The following is a 17028-nucleotide window of genomic DNA, read 5'->3' as shown; positions in this document are numbered from 1 at the left end:
CGCGTTCGTCATTTGTCATTCGCGCCGCGCCGCACGACCGTGCCGTGCCCGTTCCGTGGTGAACACTATACGCTAAACCCGCGAGTTCAGATTTATTTTCTTGGTGCCTGCGCGCAGTTCGGCCTGCCGCGCGCGCAATATAGCCGGGCCAGCGGGCCTTGGCACGCGCGGTACGAACCGCTAAGAGGGGGAAAACCGCAGCAAGGCAAGGCAGGCGCCCCTCCCGTGAGCAATTCTGACAGTTTCATCGAAGAGGTGAGCGAAGAGGTCCGCCGCGACCGTCTTTTCGGCCTCATGCGCCGTTATGGCTGGATCGCCGTTGTGCTGGTTCTGCTGATCGTGGGCGGCGCTGCCTATAACGAATGGCGCAAGGCGCAGGAGCGCGCGAGCGCCGAGGCGCTGGGCGACGCGATGCTGGCCGCGCTGGAAACCGAAGAGCGCGGCGACCGCGCGGAGGCGCTGGACGCCGTGACGCCCGCCGGTCCGGGCAGCGCCGCGATTTTGCAGATGATGGCCGCCGCCGAGGCGCTGGAAGATGACCCGGCGGGCGCCGCCGAACGGCTGATGGGCATTGCTCAAATGAGCGACATCCCTCTGGTTTATCGCCAGATCGCAACGCTGAAGGCGGTGATGATCGAAGAGGGCGGAATGGACGCGGAGACCCGGCGCGCGCGCCTTGAAGATCTGGCGCTGGGCGGCGGTGTGATCCGACTTCTGGCCGAAGAGCAGTTGGCCTATCTGGACATCGAAACCGGCAACGAGGCCGGAGCCATCGAGCGCATGAACGCGATTTCCGCCGATGCGGGCGCGACGCCGGGCTTGCGTCGCCGTGCGACACAAGTGATTGTGGCGCTGGGCGGTGAGCCACAATTGCCGGGCGGCACCGAGGCCAGTGTGCCCGGCGACGCAGCGGTAGGCGCGGTGGATGCAGGAACGGCAGAGGGCGGCGAATAAGCCGGCGCTGCGCGTGTGCTGAGCGGCCCCGGTCAGGTGCCGTAAGAGGCGCGAACGGAAATTGGGGACGACACGACATGCATGCGGCGAAACAGACTTCCATGATCCTGCGACTTGGATCTTCGCGCGCCAAGGCGCTGAGCCTTCTGTCAATGCTGGCCCTTGTGGCTGCCTGTTCTGAACCGGACCCTATCCTGCCGGGCAAGCGCGAGGGCCTGCGTGAGGTTCTCAAGACGGATCAGGCCGAAGCGGCTGCGACCGAGGTTGTCGGTGCTGCCGGGCCAAACCGCGCCGCCCCCGTCAGCCTTCCGCGTGCCAGCGCGAATGCCGAATGGACGCAGCGCATCGGATCTCCCGCATCCCGCCCGGCACATCCCGCACTGTCAACCGCGCCCAGCCTTGTGTGGTCCAGCGCGATCGGCGCGGGCGACGGCGCGCGCCGCCGCGTCACCGCTGACCCGGTGGTTGCAGGCGGGCGGATCTTTGCAATGGACGCGCTTGCCACGGTCAGCGCCACGGCGCCGAATGGGGCGACGCTCTGGACCTCCAGTCTTGTGCCGGGCACCGATTCGCCTTCGGACGGCAGCGGTGGCGGCCTCGCTTATGGCGACGGCAAACTCTTTGCGTCCTCCGGCTTTGGCCGCCTGACCGCACTTGACCCCGCCACAGGCGGCGTCCTGTGGGAGCAGGAGCTGATGGAAACGGCGACCGCATCGCCCAGCGTTTATGGCAAGCTCGTTTACGTGGTGGCAGGCGACGGCACCGCCTGGGCGCTGGATACGGATACTGGCCGGATCGAATGGCAGCTGACGGCGGCGCCCAATATCAACAACGTGCTCGGCGGCCCCGCGCCAGCGGTATCGGATAAATACGCGATCTTTGCCTTCGGCTCGGGCGAGGTGCAGGGCGCGTTCCGCAAGGGCGGTCTGCGTCTTTGGGATGCGGCAATCGCGGGCCAGCGCGACGGCCTGGCGCAAAGCCGCGTGACAGACATCACGGGCGATCCGGTGATTTACGGCGACCGCGTCTATGTGGGCAATCAGTCGGGCCGCATGGCCGCTCTGAGCATTGCCAACGGCGAACGGATCTGGACCGCCAATGAGGGCCCGATGAGCCCCGTTTGGCCGACTGCGGATTCGGTCTTCCTCGTCTCGGACAAGAACGAGCTGGTGCGCCTCGACGCGGGCGATGGCAGTCGCGTCTGGGGCACCAAGCTGCCCCTTTTCGTCAAGTCCAAGCCCAAGCGTCAGGCCGAGGTCTTCGCGCATTACGGCCCCGTCATGGCCGGTGGTCAGCTGGTGGTCGCCTCGAATGACGGCTTCCTGCGGTTCTTTGATCCGGTCAATGGTGCGCTGCGCGGCCGCGTCGAGGTACCCGGCGGCGCGACGACCAATCCGGTGGTCGCGGGCGGCGTTCTGTACGTGGTCGGCACGAATGGGCAACTGCACGCTTTCCGCTGACGCCGTATTGCACTAAGAGGGCGGCTTGATCCGTCTCGGAGCACTTTGATGACTTTCAGCCTCGCTATCGTGGGGCGCCCCAATGTGGGCAAATCCACGCTGTTCAACCGCCTTGTGGGCAAGCGTCTGGCGCTGGTCGATGACCAGCCGGGCGTCACACGCGACCTGCGCGAAGGCGCCGCGCGTCTGGGCGATCTGCGCTTTACCGTGATCGACACTGCCGGTCTCGAGGAGGCGACGGACGAATCGTTGCAAGGCCGCATGCGCAAGCTGACCGAGCGCGCGGTGGACATGGCCGATATCTGCCTTTTCATGATCGACGCCCGCACTGGTGTGACGCCGACTGACGAGGTCTTTGCCGATATTCTACGCAAGCGGTCCAAGCATGTGATCCTTGCCGCCAACAAGGCTGAAGGCTCCGCCGCCGATGGTGGTGTGATCGAGGCCTATGGCTTGGGTCTGGGCGAGCCGATCCGTCTGTCCGCGGAACATGGCGAGGGTCTGAATGATCTCTATTCCGTTCTGATGCCGCTTGCAGACGGGTTCGAGGAACGCGCCAAGCACGACGCGCCCGAGACCGACGTGGCTGTGGACGAGGAGGGCGATGTCGACGCGCCCCGTGTGCCGACCGCGAAAAAGCCGCTGCAGATCGCCGTGGTCGGCCGCCCGAATGCCGGGAAATCCACCCTGATCAACAAGATCCTCGGCGAAGAGCGCCTGCTGACCGGCCCCGAGGCCGGCATCACGCGCGACGCCATCTCGCTTCAGATCGAGTGGGACGGGCTCCACACCCGCATTTTCGACACGGCGGGCATGCGCAAAAAGGCCCGCGTGCTGGAAAAGCTGGAGAAGTTGAGCGTTGGAGACGGTCTGCGCGCGGTGAAATTCGCGGAGGTCGTGATCGTCCTTCTGGATGCTGCGATCCCGTTCGAGCAGCAGGATCTGCGCATCGCCGATCTGGCCGAGCGTGAGGGCCGCGCCGTGGTCGTTGCTGTCAACAAATGGGACGTCGAGCCGGAAAAGCAGCAAAAGCTGCGTGATCTGCGCGAGAGCTTCGAGCGTCTGCTGCCGCAGCTGCGCGGCACGCCCATGGTCACGGTTTCGGCCAAGACAGGCAAGGGGTTGGACAGGCTGCGCGCAGCTGTCGAGAAGGCGCATGACGTTTGGAACCGCCGCGTCAGCACGGCGCAGCTTAACCGCTGGCTGACGGGCATGCTCGAGCAGCACCCGCCCCCCGCGCCGGGCGGCAAGCGCATCAAGCTGCGCTACATGACGCAGGCCAAGACGCGGCCCCCCGGCTTTGTCGTGATGTGCAGCCATCCCGACAAGCTGCCCGAGAGCTATACCCGCTATTTGGTCAATGGCCTGCGCGTCGATTTCGATATGCCGGGTACGCCGATCCGCCTGCATATGCGCAGCCAGAACGACAAGAACCCCTACAAGGCGCGCAAGAAGGCCGGTCCCTCGGCATTGCGCAAGCATCTGGGCAAACCGGGCAGCTAGGACGCTGCCCGCGCCCCGGCTCAGGTGCGAGTGATATTGCGTCCGCCGAGCGCGACGAGGGCCGCAGCCCCGACCGCGGCCAGGATCAGCACCGGCATCGCCCCGCCTTGGGCGTTCTGCACGCAAACGCCCACCAGCGCCCAGATGACTGCGGCCAGATAGCCGAACGCATCAGGCCGCTGCCGCGCGATCAGCACCGTCAGCACCAGCGCGATCGCCAGCGCGATCAGCGCGGCGGGCGCTTGGCCCATCAGGCCGTACCCTGCGGCCATCAGGCCCAGCGACACGCAGGAGGCCGCGGTCAGCCAGCCAGCATAGAGCGCGACGGGCATGCGGCCCAGCCATGCATCGATCCCATTGCCCGCGGGTGCCCGCAGCACCGCCCAGACGGCGAAGGCCCACATGATCCAGATCAGCACCGTCGCCCAGATTGCGCTGGTCACGGCGACGGGCAGCCATGCGGTGCCCACCACCAGCGACGCAAGAAGCGGCACCCGCATCGCGGCCCAACTGGCGTCACTCCGCCGCTGCCAGAGGCCATAGACTGCGCCCGCGATCAGCAGCAGGTAGATCAGCCCCCAGATGCCAAAGGCATAACCTGCGGGCTGCACCGGCGGATCGACCTGCGAAATCGGGAATTGATCGGCATCGAAGCCGCCGAAATCGGGCGCAAGCAGCGGCGATAGCGCGAAGGCGATGGTTGCGAGAAGGACGAGGATGGGCATGGGGTATGTCCTGACTGGAAAAGCTGTCGAATGAGAACCGCCGCCGCACGGCTGCGGTTCCCGGCCCCGAGGATACGGGGTCGCTCAGACCAGCTGGCCATCCGCGCTGAGCAAGGTCTTGCCACCCATATAGGGGTGCAGCGCCTCGGGCAGGCGTACGGCGCCGTCCTTTTGCTGGCCATTCTCCAGAACCGCGATCAGGCACCGGCCCACGGCCAGACCCGAGCCGTTCAGCGTATGCACGAATTGCGGCTTGCCGCTATCCGCGGGCTTGAACCGCGCATTCATGCGCCGCGCCTGAAAATCGCCGCAGACCGAGACCGAGCTGATCTCGCGGTAGGTGTCTTGGCCGGGCAGCCACACCTCGATGTCATGCGTGCGCCGCGCGCCAAAGCCCATGTCGCCGGTGCAAAGCACGATGGTGCGGTAAGGCAGGCCCAGCTTTTGCAGGATGCCCTCGGCGCAGCCCGTCATGCGGTCAAGCTCGTCGCGGCTGCTATCGGGATGGGTTATGCTGACCATCTCGACCTTCTCGAACTGGTGTTGGCGCAGCATGCCGGATGTGTCACGTCCCGCTGATCCGGCCTCGGAGCGGAAGCATTGCGTATGCGCCACCATGCGGCGGGGCAGGGTGGATTGCTCGACTACCTCGCCATTGACGAGGTTCGTCAGCGTGACCTCGGCGGTCGGGACCAGCCACCAGCCATCATCGGTGCGATAGCTGTCCTCGCCGAATTTCGGCAGCTGTCCGGTGCCGTACATCATCTCTTCGCGCACCAGCACGGGGGTCCATGTCTCGCTGAGGCCGTTCTCGTCCACATGCGTGTCCAGCATGAACTGCGCCAGTGCCCTGTGGATCCGCGCGACCGCGCCCGAAAGGACCACAAAGCGCGTGCCAGACAGTTTCGCGCCCGCCTCGAAATCCATACCGGGGATGACGCCCGCCAGCTCGTAATGCTCTTTCGGGGTGAAGTCGTAGGTGGCGGGCGTGCCCCAGCGGCGCAGCTCGACGTTATCGGCCTCGTCGGCGCCGTCCGGCACGTCGTCGAAGGGCAGGTTCGGCAGCTCCATCAGCATCGCGGTCAGCTGCGCGTCCAGCTCCTTGGCCTCGGTCTGCATTTGGGCGACCTCTGCCTTCTTTTCGCCGACAAGGGCGCGCAGGCGCTCGAATTCGGCCTCATCGCCCTTGGCCTTGGCCGCGCCCACTTCCTTCGAGGCCTTGTTCTGCTCGGCCTGCGCGCCCTCGGCGGCGGCGATCTTGGCGCGGCGCGCCTCGTCGAGGGCGAGGATTGCGTCCGACGCCCCTTTGCCATTGCGGCGGCTCAGGGCCGCGTCAAACTCGGCAGGGTTTTCGCGGATGGCGCGGATGTCATGCATGGCGGGGGCTCCTCGGAGGGATGAATCGGAATTTGCGTGACGTTATGCACCAGTTTGCGGCGCGGGTGTAGTGCCACGCTCGGCCCACAGAAACACGGCGAGTGCGAGCGCTCCGACAACGGCAAATCCTGCCAGAAGCGGATAGACCGTGCCGTTGAAGGCATGCCCGATGACATAGGAGATCGGCAGCGCGATGAAATTTGACACTGATCCAATCAATGCGGCGCCAAGGCCTGCCATATGGCCCAATGGCTCCATGGCGAGGGCGTTGAGATTGCCAAAGAGAAGCCCGACGCAGAAGAATGACGCGATCAGCCACCCGATGAAGAGCGCAAGCGGTGGAACCCCGCCCCAGGCCAGCGCAGGCACCGCGAAAAGGGCCGCCAACGCGATGAGGCCGATCAGCGCGTAGCGCGTCAGGAAACGCATTCCAAGCCGCATCACCAGCATGGAGTTGGCGACTGCGGCGCCCCCGATCGAAAGCGCCGCCATACCGAAATAGAGCGCAAAGAGCGATCCGGCATCATAAACACCCTCATAGACCTGCTGCGCGGTGCTGAGATAGGCCAGAAATGCGCCAAAAATGAACCCAAGCGCGATAGTGGCGCCCATGGAGGTGCGGTTGCACAGGATCTCGCGCAGGCCGCGCCCGATGGCGCGCGCTGAAAAGGGGCGGCGCTCGTGCAGTGGCAAGGTTTCGGGCTGGCGCAGGGCGAACCACAGCCCCGCAAGCAGGGCCATCACGATCAGCACAAGAAACGTCGCGCGCCAGCCGGCAAGCCAGATCACCCCTTGGCCGAGGGCAGGTGCAATCGTCGGCACCAGAACGAACACGGCCATGACGATCGACATGATGCGCGCCATCGCCCGTCCGCCATATCCGTCGCGCACAAGGGCCAGGGACACGATGCGCGGGCTGGCCGCGCCCAGCCCTTGCAGCACCCGCCCCGCGATCATCGCGGTCCAGCTGGTTGCGGTCAGCGACAAAAGACAGCCGAGGATGAAAATCGCATATCCGAGGTAGATCACAGGCTTGCGCCCGAACGTATCCGAGAGCGGCCCGGCCAGTGCCTGACCGCAGGCGAACCCGAGAAAGAGGGAGGACACGATGAGTTGTGTATCATTGAGATCATCCACGCCCAGATCATGCCCGATGGTCGCCAGACCGGGCAGCATCATGTCGGTCGACAGCGCCACGATCGAGATCATCATCGCCAGCATGATGACGAATTCGGTGAGCGGCAAAGGTGTGACGGGACGTTGCATGGCGGGGCTTTCAATGCTGTGGGCCGCGTTTGGCCCAGTGGGCACCTACGCCCCGTCGCGCCTCAGGTCCAGCGCAATTCCGCGGGCCTAATCTCGAACGCGATGTGGTGCGCGCCGCCCTCCAGCCCTTCTCGCGTGTGATTGGTCAGCGTGCGCCAATAGGGCTGTACCGTGACCGCGTCCTCGCGCACCAGCGCCTCCAGCTTGGCCATGATCGCGCGGCGTGCGTCGATGTCGAGTGTCGCCAAAGCGTCGCTCAGCAGGGCGTCGAATTCGGGATTGGACCAGCCAAACTCGTTCCAGGGCTCGCCCGAACGATAGGCCAGCGCATAGGTCTGAACCGCCAGCGGGCGATGCCCCCAATCGGTGACGCTGAACGGAAGTGTCGCCCATCCCTCCCAGAAAAGCGGGCCGGGCAGGATGCGGCGGCGCACCTTGATGCCCGCATCCAGCAGCAGGGCTTCGGCCGCGTCGGCGGTGTTGCGCCGCCAGCTGTCGTCGATCGAGATCAGCTCATGCTCGAAGTCATACATGCCTGCCTTGATCATCAGCTGGCGCGCCTGCATCGGATCGTATTCCGGCGCGGGCATCGGCGCATAGGCGGGGTGCAGCGGCGAGACGTGATGGTTCTCGGCCACCTCGCCCCTGTCCGCATGGCCCAGCTCCAACAGGACGGCGTTGCTCATCGCCAGTTGCAGCGCGCGGCGCACACGGATGTCCGCATAAGGGCGGCGCCCATCGACTTCGGCCAGCTGGTTGGGGCGGATCACCACCGTCGCGGCGGTGCGAATGTCGTGGGTGCGCCAATCCTCCAGCGCCTCGAACGGATCAAGATACGTCCCTTCGACCGTGTGAGTCATGTCGATCAGACCGGCTTCTGCGGCGGCAAGGGCGGCCAGCGGGTCCGTCCCGGTGTCGATGAACTCGATCCGCTCCATCCAAGCGCCGTCCCCGGCGCCCCACCAGTCATGCGCATCATTGCGCACCAGAACCGCGCGGCGCCCCGGCTCGAGCGTCTCTGGCAGGTAAGGGCCGGTGCCAATGGGGTTTTCCAGCATCGTTTCGGGGTCAAATCCCTCGGGCACGATGGCGGCGGGATAATCCGCCATACCCGCAATCAGCGAGATGTCGGGGCGCGGTAGGCTCAGCACGACCTCATGGCTGCCGGTCTGGTTGATCGCGCCTTCCAGTGCCTGGCCTGTGGCCGGATCGATCAGCACGTCAAAGCGGCCCGCCATTGAATTGCCCGGCGCGGTGCGGTCGCACCAGCGGCGGATATTGCGCACGACATCGGCGGCGGTGAATTGGCTGCCGTCGTTCCAGGTGACGCCCCGCCGGACGATGAGCGTATATTCCGAAGCATCCTCGGAGATCTGCCAGCCTTCGAGCAGGCGCGGACGGAACGTGCCGTCGTTCTCGTAGCTGACGAGATATTCCAGCCAGCCGCGCGTGAAATTCGCCGCCTGAAACCAGTCGAGCGTGCGAGGATCGCCGATATCGCGCACCAGCATCTGAATGCGCACCGTGCCGGTGCCCGGTCCGCTCGCCGCTGGCTCGGCCCGCTGCGCGGCGGCAGGGGTAGGCAGGCCCAGCATGGCGTAGGCCGCCGCGCTGCTGGCGCCAAAGGCGCTGGCCATGGCCAGGAATTCGCGCCGGTCCGGCGAGTCCGCCGCCGCGCCGCCTTGCCGCAATCGCCGGGCGTGCCGGGTCAGCCAATCGGGCAGGGGGCGTCTGGTGCGGTGCGGACTCATGCGGGGTCGTCTCCGGGGGTGGCCCGCGCCGGGAAATCGGCGCATCGGGCCACCCGATAGTTTCCCAAGCGCGCCCAAGATGCAATCGGCGCGGCGCTTATGTCGCGCTGCCCTCGGGTGGGTTCGGCGGCCTGGGCGCGCTGTAGGGGGCGGCGCCCAGCCCTTCGGCCAACGCGGCGCGCTGCGCGGCGGGACGCCGCTCCAGCGTCCGGCACATCGCCAGAAGCGCCGGAAACGGTGCGAGGTCCAGCGCGCCATCCGCGCCGCCGGGATAAAGCGCGCACCAGCGCAAGAGCGGCGCGAGGTAGAGGTCGATCATGCCGGGCGCGTCGCCGGCGAAGAACGGCCCCCGCGCCGCCGCCTCGATCCGCGCCAGATACTGCAGGATCTGCCCGCGCATGTGGGCGCGCAGCGCGGCTTCGGAGCCTGGGCAATATTTTTCGGAGTAGAAGGTCATGCGCAGCGCAGGATGCAGCGTATTGGCGATGAAGAGCAGCCATTTCAGGTGATCTCCGCGCCCCTGCGCGCAGGGCATCGGCGACAGCTGTCCGGGTTTCTGCTCATCGAGCCACAAAAGGATCGCCGCCGTCTCGAATATCGCGCCATGGGGCGTCTCGATGGCGGGGATCAGGCCATGCGGGTTGATCGCGCGGTAGGCTGCGCCCTCTTGCGCGCGGGCCGCTCGGTCGACGAGGCGGGTCTGATACGGCAGGCCCAGCTCTTCGAGCGCGAGGCGCACGATCAGCGACGCATTGTCGGGGGCGTAATGCAGAATTAGGCTCATGAGGCCAAGTTAAACACGCCGCCCGCCCCGATAGAAGCGCAAAGCCCGGCGCGCCCCGGATTGCCTCTCGCACCATATGGGCTTAGTGCCTATACCGGGATGCGCTGATGCTACGGGGAGTCGCTGCCATGACCGGACAATTGTCGCCCATCGACAAGGCCAAATTCGTCGCCGCCAAGAAGGCGGTCGATTATGTCGAGGACGGCATGCGCGTCGGTCTGGGCACGGGATCAACCGCTGCCTGGATGGTGCGCTGCCTGGGGGAGCTGGTGCGCGAGGACGGGCTGAAGATCCGCGGCGTGCCCACCTCCACCCGCACAGCCGAACTGGCGCGTGAGGTCGGTATCGAGGTGATCAGCCTCGACGAAGCCAAGTGGCTGGACCTGACGATCGACGGCGCCGACGAATTCGACGGTGAGCTCAATCTGATCAAGGGCGGCGGCGGTGCGCTTCTGCAGGAAAAGATCGTGGCCACGGCCAGCGACCAGATGATCGTGATCGCGGACGCGGCCAAGGAAGTGGGCCATCTGGGCGCCTTTCCCCTGCCGGTCGAGGTCATTCCCTTCGGCTGGCAAACCAGCCGCGCCCTGATCGAGGAGATGCTGATTTCGGTCGACGTGCTGGGCCGCGATGTGACGCTGCGCATGAACGGCGATCATCCTTATGTCACCGACGAGGGCAATCATATCCTCGATCTGCATCTGGGCCGTATCGGCAACGCGCGCCAGCTGGCGATGGTGCTGAACCAAATCCCCGGCGTCGTTGAAAATGGTCTTTTCGTGGATATCTGCGACGTGGTCGTGATCGGCCATGGCGACGGACGTGTCGTGCTCCGTGACATCAACGAGGGCACGGTCGAGCAGGACCGGCTGGATTTCGTCGAATCCGACAATCTTTTCAAGGATATGATGGATTGACCCTGCATGGATGACGGCGTCCAGATTTTCCCGATTGCGCCGAGACGGCGCGCGGCGATGATGTTCAACATCGTCGCCTATTCGGTGGCTGCGGGTATGGCGCTATGGCTGTGGCAGGATGGCGGCAGCGTGGGCTGGGCTTTCTTCGGCGCACTCTGCGCCTCGGGCGCGATATTCACCGCCGTGTCGCTCTTGCGGCGCCGCTGGGTGGCGCGCATGACGCCGGACGCGGTTGAGGTGACCGGCAATCTCGGCAAGGTGCAGAGCTTTGCCTGGGAGGATCTGATCGCGCATACGATTGATCCGGCGAACCGGGTGGGCGTTCTCTTTGCCGTGCCCGCTCAAGTCGGCAAGGCGGAGCGCTTCGGCATCGTGTCGCTGCGCGTCATGGGCGCCGATGCGGCGGCACGGTTTCACGCGGCGCTGATGGCGCGGCGGCCTGGCCTGGAAAAGCGGCTGGGCGGTATCGAGGCGGCGATGGGGCAGGCGCGGGTCGCCGCTACGGAACAGAAAGGCATCTGAATGACATTCGACTATGATCTCTTCGTGATCGGCGGCGGCTCGGGCGGGGTGCGCGCGGCGCGCGTCGCGGCGGCGACGGGGGCCAGCGTCGCGCTGGCCGAGCAAAGCCGTTACGGCGGCACCTGCGTCATTCGCGGCTGCGTGCCCAAAAAGCTGATGGTCTTTGCCAGTGAATTTCCCGCCGAGATCCAGAATGCGCAATCCTACGGCTGGACCGTCCATTCCGGTGGTTTCGACTGGACCGCGTTCCGCACGCATCTGCACTCCGAGTTGGACCGGCTGGAGGAGATCTATCGCGGCCTTTTGAAAAACAGCGGTGTGACGACCTACGACGCCCGCGCGCGCCTCAGCGATGCGCATACCGTGACCCTCTCGACCGGCGAGAGCTTTACCGCCAAGCATATCCTGATCGCGACCGGCGGCGCGCCGGTGCGGCCCGACATGCCCGGCGCCGAGCATGGCATCGTCAGCGATGACATTTTCCATCTGGATCAGTTGCCGCGCAGCATTCTCGTGGTCGGCGGCGGCTATATCGCTTGCGAATTTGCCTGCATCCTCAACGGCCTTGGCGTCAATGTCACCCAGTTCTACCGCGGCGCGCAGATCCTGCGCGGATTCGACGAAGAGGCGCGTGGCCTCGTGGCCGAGGACATGATCGAAAACGGGATCAATCTGAAGCTGGGCACCAATATCATGAACATCGCGTCCGATGGGGATGGCTATGTGGTCAAGCCGACCAACGGGTCCGAGCAGCGGTTCGACAAGGTGTTCTTTGCCACGGGCCGCAGGCCGAGCAGCGCGGATCTGGGCCTTGAGGATCTCGGCGTAAGGCTTGGCCGGAACGGCCAGATCGAAGTCGATGAGTATAGCCAGACGGCCGTGCCCTCGATCTACGCGATCGGCGATGTGACGGACCGGGTTAACCTGACGCCCGTGGCCATCCGCGAGGGGATGGCCTTTGTCGAAACGGTATTCAAAGGCAATCCGACGCCGGTGGATCACGACCTTATCCCGACAGCCATCTTTACCCAGCCCGAAATCGGCACCGTCGGCCTCAGCGAGGAGGCCGCCCGCGATCTGGAGCCGATCGAAGTCTATTGTACCTCGTTCCGGCCGATGAAGACCGCCTTTATCGGCAGCCCGGGCCGCGTGCTGATGAAGCTGGTGGTCAGCCAGGCGACGCGCCGCGTCTTGGGGTGTCACATCGTCGCGCCTGGCGCGGGCGAGATGATCCAGATGGCCGGGATCGCGGTCAAGATGGGCGCCACGAAAGAGGATTTCGACCGTGTTTGCGCAGTGCATCCCACCATGTCAGAAGAATTGGTGACGATGAAGGCGCCGGTGCGCACGGGCTAGGACCGGGCGCAATGTCGATTATCGGCGCCGCTTGGCCGGATTTGGGTTGAATTCCGGGCTGCGCTATACAGTTTACAAAGGGCGGCGGTGCCACAGCACCGCGGCCAGGGAATTTCAAGGGGATGATCTTCATGGCAGGACAGTCGGGCGGCCCGTGGGGCGGCGGCGGTAATTCGGGCGGAGGCTCGGGCGGTGGCCGGGGCAATGGTCAAAATGGTGGCGACCAGAGTGGTGGCGACCGCGGCGGGCGGCGGCCCGGCGGCAGCGGCCAGATGCCGGAAATCGATGAGCTGGTCCGCAAGGGCCAAGATCAGCTGCGCGTTTTGATGGGCGGTCGTGGCGGCGGCGGCGGTGCCGGCGGCAGTGGCGGGGGCGAAGGCCCGCGCGTCACACGTGGCATGGTCATCCTCGGCCTTCTGGGTGTTGTCGCGCTCTGGCTCTTTGCAAGTTTCTATACGGTCAAGCCCGAAGAGCGCGCCGTAGAGTTGTTCTTGGGTGAGTATCATCGCACGACCGGCTCGGGCCCGCATCTCGCGCCATGGCCCTTCGTGACGTATGAGAAGGTTGTCGTGACGTCCGAGCGAAGCGAAGATATCGGCGTCGGCGGACGCGGCGGCGAAGCTGGTCTCATGCTGACGGGCGACGAGAATATCGTCGACATCGACTTCCAGGTGGTTTGGAACATCAATGATCCGGCCATGCTGCTATTCAACCTGCGCGACCCGCGCGCGACGATCCGCGCCGTGTCGGAATCGGCCATGCGTGAAATCATCGCGCAGTCGCAGCTTGCGCCCATCCTCAACCGCGACCGGGGTGTCATCGCCTCGCGCCTTGAGGATCTGATCCAGAACACGCTCGACAGTTACGCCAGCGGGATCAACGTGGTCCGTATCAACTTTGACAAGGCCGATCCCCCGCAAGAGGTGATCGACGCCTTCCGCGAAGTGCAGGCCGCCGAGCAGCAGCGCGACCGCCTCGAAAAAGAGGCTGATGCCTATGCCGCCCGTATCCTCGCCGAAGCGCGCGGTCAGGCAGCGCAGACGCTGGAAGAGGCCGAAGGCTATCGCGCCCGTGTCGTCAACGAGGCCGAAGGTGAGGCCAGCCGCTTTAGCGCGGTTCTGGGCGAATACACCAAGGCCCCCGAGGTGACACGCAAGCGTCTGTATCTGGAGGCGATGGAGGAAGTGCTGGGCGATATGGACAAGATCATCCTCGACCAGAACAGCTCGGGCAACCAAGGCGTCGTCCCCTACCTGCCGCTCAATGAGCTGCGCAATAATTCGGGAAACCAGTAATATGAGCAAATCCGCATTCATCCTTCCCGCAGTCGCGGTGGCCGGTGTCGTCGGCATGCTGTCCATCTTTATCGTGGACGAGCGCGAAAGCGCGCTGGTGCTGCAATTCTCCAAGATCATCGACGTAAAGGAAGAGCCGGGTCTCGGCTTCAAGATCCCGTTCATTCAGCAGGTCGTGCGCTATGACGACCGGATTCTGAGCCGGGACATCGACCCGCTCGAGGTGACACCGCTGGATGACCGGCGCCTCGTCGTGGACGCCTTTGCGCGCTATCGCATCGTGGATGTGCGCCGTTTCCGCGAGGCCGTCGGTGATGGGGGTATCCCCTTTGCCGAGAGCCGGCTTGACTCGATCCTGCGCTCGCGGACCCGCGAAGTTCTGGGTTCGGTCAGCTCTAACGACATCCTCAGCACGGACCGTGCCGCGCTGATGCTGCGCATCCGCAACGCCGCGATCTCAGAGGCGCGCGAGCTGGGCATCGAAGTGGTGGACGTGCGCCTGAAGCGTACCGACCTTCCGGCGCAGAACCTCGACGCCACCTTCGCCCGGATGCGGGCCGAGCGTGAACGCGAGGCGGCGGACGAGATCGCGCGCGGTAACGAGGCGGCGCAGCGTGTGCGTGCGCAGGCCGACCGGACGCAGGTCGAGCTGGTGTCGGATGCGCGCCGTCAGGCCGAGATCACCCGAGGCGAGGCGGATGCCCTGTCGAACGCGATCTTCAACGAAGCCTTTGGTGCGGATGCGGAATTCTTTGAATTTTATCGCTCGCTGGATGCCTATCGTGCCGCGCTGCAGGGCAGCAACTCTTCCATCGTGATGTCGCCCGACAGCGATTTCTTCAGCTACTTCAACTCGGTCGGCGGGCCCGTTCCGCCCTTGGGTGCAGCCGGGCAGGCCGCAGCAGCGGAAGCCGCGCAAGCAGTCACCGCCGGGAGCAGCAGCGGCGCAGAGGCTGAGCCCGAAACCGATGCCGGCACGGATGGCGCGGATGTAGGGACAGGCGGGGACGCGGCTTCGGGCGCGTCAACCAGCGGTGTGCTGTCCAATGGCGGCACTGCCGGCGACGATCAACCCGCAGCCGAGTGATGCTGGCGACCGGTGCGCTTGCGCTTGGCCTTGTGCTGATCGTTGAGGGGCTGATTTATGCACTGGCCCCCGGCATCGTGGACCGGATGTTGGAGGCGATGCGTGCCATGCCGCACGAGACACGCAGATTGATGGGTCTCGCCGCGATTGCGGCGGGGCTCGCGCTCGTTTGGATCGCCAAGTCGCTGGGGGCATGAGGCGCGTCACGCTCACGTGAAGCATGCAATCACCGTTTGCACTCGCCGCGTCTGTGCCTACACTCGCAGTCAAGGCGTAGGATGAAACGCAACCGAGGAGAACGATCTTGAGACACCAAAGCGCAGCGATGGCCCGTCCGAATACCGCGACTTTCAAGGCGATGGCGCTGGCCATGCTGGTTTCGGCACTGGTGCTGGCGCAGGCGCTGGCTGCACAGGCCCGCCCCGAAAGCTTCGCCGATCTGGCGCAAAAGATCAGCCCCGCGGTGGTCAACATCACTACCTCGACGACCGTGGCCGATGGCCGTGGCGCCGGGCCCATCGTGCCCGAAGGTTCGCCGCTGGAAGATCTCTTTCGCCAATTCCGAGACCGGGGTAATGACGACGCCCCCGCACCGCGCCAGCGGCGCGGTTCGGCGCTTGGTTCGGGCTTCGTGATCTCGGAGGATGGCTATATCGTCACCAACAACCACGTCATCGAAAGCGCGGATGAGATCATCATCGAGTTCTACGAGGGCGGCGAGCTGGAAGCCACGGTCATCGGCACCGACCCCAAGACCGACATCGCCCTTCTGAAGGTCGAGGCGGATAATCCGCTTCCCTTCGTCAGCTTTGGCGACAGTGACACGGCGCGCGTCGGAGATTGGGTGATCGCCATGGGCAATCCGCTGGGCCAGGGCTTCTCGGTCAGTGCGGGCATCGTATCGGCGCGCAACCGGGCGCTTTCGGGCACGTATGACGATTACATCCAGACCGATGCGGCGATCAACCAAGGCAATTCAGGGGGGCCGCTGTTCGACATGGATGGGAAGGTCGTAGGGGTAAATACCGCGATCCTCAGCCCCAATGGCGGCTCGATCGGTATCGGTTTCTCGATGGCGTCGAATGTGGTGACCCGCGTCGTCGATCAGCTTCAGGAGTTCGGCGAGACGCGCCGCGGCTGGCTGGGCGTGCGCATTCAGGATGTGACCCCGGATGTTGCCGAGGCCATGGGTCTCGATATAGCCGCAGGCGCACTGGTGACGGATGTCCCGCCGGGCCCCGCAAAGGACGCAGGCATGATGGCGGGTGATGTCATCACCTCCTTTGACGGCGTCAAGGTGCCCGACACGCGCGAATTGGTTCGCCAGGTGGGCGAGACCGAGGTGGGCAAGACCGTCCGCGTCGTCGTCTTTCGCGATGGTGGCACCAAGACTCTGAAAGTGACGCTGGGCCGCCGCGAAGAGGCCGAAGGTGGATCCTCGGGCGACGAAAGCACACCCGACGCCGCACCCGAGCCCCAAACTCTGATGGGTATGACGCTGGCGCCGCTGGACGACGATTTGCGCGGCCAGCTCGAGCTCGACAGCGATGCAACCGGCCTTGTGGTGCAGGATGTCGATCAGGTCTCTGAAGCCTTTGAAAAGGGCATGCGCGCGGGCGACGTGATCACCGAGGCAGGCCAGCAAGCCCTGACCAGCATTGCCGAGCTGGAAAGCCGCATCGAGGACGCGCGCGAGGCGGGCCGCAAGTCGATCCTGCTGTTGGTGCGCTCGAACGGGCAGCCGCGCTTTGTCGCGCTGACCCTGTCCGAGGAGTAACCGCCCACCGGTTTTGACCGCTTGCAGGTTCGGACGAGGCCCCCGCCAAGGATGCTTGGTGGGGTCTTTTGGCCTTTGGGTACGCCGCGCTGCGCCAGCCTGAGGTCGCTTTTGGACCGATCGGTGCCGCTTTGGTTGCGATCCCCTGTGATGTCTTGTTACTGTACCACTCTACTTCGTCGTCAAGGTTCAGGCGAATATCGCTCTGTCGAAGCTGGGCGGCATTGGGTCGTACAGCTTCAGACGGCAAGATC

The 17028-nt window shown here is 65.2% G+C and carries 15 protein-coding genes; 10 read left to right on the top strand and 5 right to left on the bottom strand.

The window, feature by feature from the left end:
• The first annotated feature begins 225 nt into the window (after positions 1-225).
• From BW975_RS10575 to der, 3 genes are all read left to right on the top strand, one after another.
• Positions 226-954 (top strand): hypothetical protein, encoded by a 729-nt coding sequence (locus BW975_RS10575; protein WP_076533790.1) that lies wholly within the window; start codon positions 226-228, stop codon positions 952-954.
• A 101-nt stretch (positions 955-1055) separates the two neighbouring features.
• Entirely contained in the window at positions 1056-2414 is a 1359-nt protein-coding gene (locus BW975_RS10570; protein ID WP_076534722.1) for a PQQ-like beta-propeller repeat protein, read from the top strand.
• 48 nt (positions 2415-2462) lie between these two features.
• On the top strand, positions 2463-3917 hold the full coding sequence (gene der, locus BW975_RS10565) for a ribosome biogenesis GTPase Der (protein WP_076533788.1): 1455 nt from the start codon (positions 2463-2465) through the stop codon (positions 3915-3917).
• 20 nt (positions 3918-3937) lie between these two features.
• Here the strand turns inward: der and BW975_RS10560 are convergent, their stop codons facing one another.
• The 5 genes from BW975_RS10560 to BW975_RS10540 form a co-directional block, all read right to left on the bottom strand.
• Positions 3938-4642 (bottom strand): hypothetical protein, encoded by a 705-nt coding sequence (locus BW975_RS10560; protein WP_076533786.1) that lies wholly within the window; start codon positions 4640-4642, stop codon positions 3938-3940.
• Positions 4643-4726: 84 nt separating this feature from the next.
• Positions 4727-6019: a serine--tRNA ligase gene (gene serS / locus BW975_RS10555; protein WP_076533784.1), complete on the bottom strand. Its 1293-nt coding sequence runs from the start codon at positions 6017-6019 to the stop codon at positions 4727-4729.
• Between the two features lie 42 nt (positions 6020-6061).
• Positions 6062-7285, bottom strand: a complete 1224-nt coding sequence (locus BW975_RS10550) for a multidrug effflux MFS transporter (RefSeq protein WP_076533782.1) — start codon at positions 7283-7285, stop codon at positions 6062-6064.
• A 62-nt stretch (positions 7286-7347) separates the two neighbouring features.
• Entirely contained in the window at positions 7348-9036 is a 1689-nt protein-coding gene (locus tag BW975_RS10545) for an ABC transporter substrate-binding protein (protein ID WP_076533780.1), read from the bottom strand.
• 97 nt (positions 9037-9133) lie between these two features.
• Positions 9134-9820, bottom strand: a complete 687-nt coding sequence (locus tag BW975_RS10540) for a glutathione S-transferase family protein (protein WP_076533777.1) — start codon at positions 9818-9820, stop codon at positions 9134-9136.
• A gap of 128 nt (positions 9821-9948) precedes the next feature.
• Between BW975_RS10540 and rpiA the strand changes: the two genes are divergently transcribed.
• From rpiA to BW975_RS10505, 7 genes are all read left to right on the top strand, one after another.
• The gene (rpiA, locus tag BW975_RS10535; RefSeq protein ID WP_076533776.1) at positions 9949-10737 is read left to right on the top strand and encodes a ribose-5-phosphate isomerase RpiA; all 789 of its coding nucleotides are present in this window, start codon (positions 9949-9951) and stop codon (positions 10735-10737) included.
• A 6-nt stretch (positions 10738-10743) separates the two neighbouring features.
• Positions 10744-11259, top strand: a complete 516-nt coding sequence (locus tag BW975_RS10530; RefSeq protein WP_076533774.1) for a hypothetical protein — start codon at positions 10744-10746, stop codon at positions 11257-11259.
• Positions 11260-12615 carry a glutathione-disulfide reductase gene (gor, locus tag BW975_RS10525; protein WP_076533772.1) on the top strand — a complete coding sequence of 452 codons (1356 nt, stop codon included), beginning with the start codon at positions 11260-11262 and terminating at the stop codon, positions 12613-12615.
• Between the two features lie 131 nt (positions 12616-12746).
• Entirely contained in the window at positions 12747-13910 is a 1164-nt protein-coding gene (gene hflK / locus BW975_RS10520; RefSeq protein WP_076534720.1) for an FtsH protease activity modulator HflK, read from the top strand.
• A gap of 1 nt (position 13911) precedes the next feature.
• On the top strand, positions 13912-14997 hold the full coding sequence (gene hflC, locus BW975_RS10515) for a protease modulator HflC (protein ID WP_083687079.1): 1086 nt from the start codon (positions 13912-13914) through the stop codon (positions 14995-14997).
• Positions 14997-15194 carry a DUF2065 family protein gene (locus BW975_RS10510; protein WP_076533769.1) on the top strand — a complete coding sequence of 66 codons (198 nt, stop codon included), beginning with the start codon at positions 14997-14999 and terminating at the stop codon, positions 15192-15194. Before hflC ends, BW975_RS10510 begins: the two co-directional genes overlap by 1 nt.
• A gap of 128 nt (positions 15195-15322) precedes the next feature.
• Complete coding sequence (locus BW975_RS10505; protein ID WP_076533767.1) at positions 15323-16774, top strand: Do family serine endopeptidase; 1452 nt, start codon at positions 15323-15325, stop codon at positions 16772-16774.
• Positions 16775-17028 lie beyond the last annotated feature (254 nt).

The sequence above is a fragment of the Roseovarius nanhaiticus genome (assembly GCF_900156535.1).
Lineage (GTDB): Bacteria > Pseudomonadota > Alphaproteobacteria > Rhodobacterales > Rhodobacteraceae > Roseovarius > Roseovarius nanhaiticus.
Note: the sequence above shows the minus strand (reverse complement) of the source record. Positions and strands in the feature narration are given on the sequence as shown.

Bases quoted from the DNA above. Each gene is read 5' to 3' on its own strand.
- BW975_RS10570 (WP_076534722.1), top strand. From the start codon at position 1,056: ATGATCCTGCGACTTGGATCTTCGCGCGCCAAGGCGCTGAGCCTTCTG.
- der (WP_076533788.1), top strand. From the start codon at position 2,463: ATGACTTTCAGCCTCGCTATCGTGGGGCGCCCCAATGTGGGCAAATCC.
- BW975_RS10560 (WP_076533786.1), bottom strand. From the start codon at position 4,642: ATGCCCATCCTCGTCCTTCTCGCAACCATCGCCTTCGCGCTATCGCCG.
- serS (WP_076533784.1), bottom strand. From the start codon at position 6,019: ATGCATGACATCCGCGCCATCCGCGAAAACCCTGCCGAGTTTGACGCG.
- BW975_RS10550 (WP_076533782.1), bottom strand. From the start codon at position 7,285: ATGCAACGTCCCGTCACACCTTTGCCGCTCACCGAATTCGTCATCATG.
- BW975_RS10545 (WP_076533780.1), bottom strand. From the start codon at position 9,036: ATGAGTCCGCACCGCACCAGACGCCCCCTGCCCGATTGGCTGACCCGG.
- BW975_RS10540 (WP_076533777.1), bottom strand. From the start codon at position 9,820: ATGAGCCTAATTCTGCATTACGCCCCCGACAATGCGTCGCTGATCGTG.
- rpiA (WP_076533776.1), top strand. From the start codon at position 9,949: ATGACCGGACAATTGTCGCCCATCGACAAGGCCAAATTCGTCGCCGCC.
- BW975_RS10530 (WP_076533774.1), top strand. From the start codon at position 10,744: ATGGATGACGGCGTCCAGATTTTCCCGATTGCGCCGAGACGGCGCGCG.
- gor (WP_076533772.1), top strand. From the start codon at position 11,260: ATGACATTCGACTATGATCTCTTCGTGATCGGCGGCGGCTCGGGCGGG.
- hflK (WP_076534720.1), top strand. From the start codon at position 12,747: ATGGCAGGACAGTCGGGCGGCCCGTGGGGCGGCGGCGGTAATTCGGGC.
- hflC (WP_083687079.1), top strand. From the start codon at position 13,912: ATGAGCAAATCCGCATTCATCCTTCCCGCAGTCGCGGTGGCCGGTGTC.
- BW975_RS10510 (WP_076533769.1), top strand. From the start codon at position 14,997: ATGCTGGCGACCGGTGCGCTTGCGCTTGGCCTTGTGCTGATCGTTGAG.
- BW975_RS10505 (WP_076533767.1), top strand. From the start codon at position 15,323: ATGGCCCGTCCGAATACCGCGACTTTCAAGGCGATGGCGCTGGCCATG.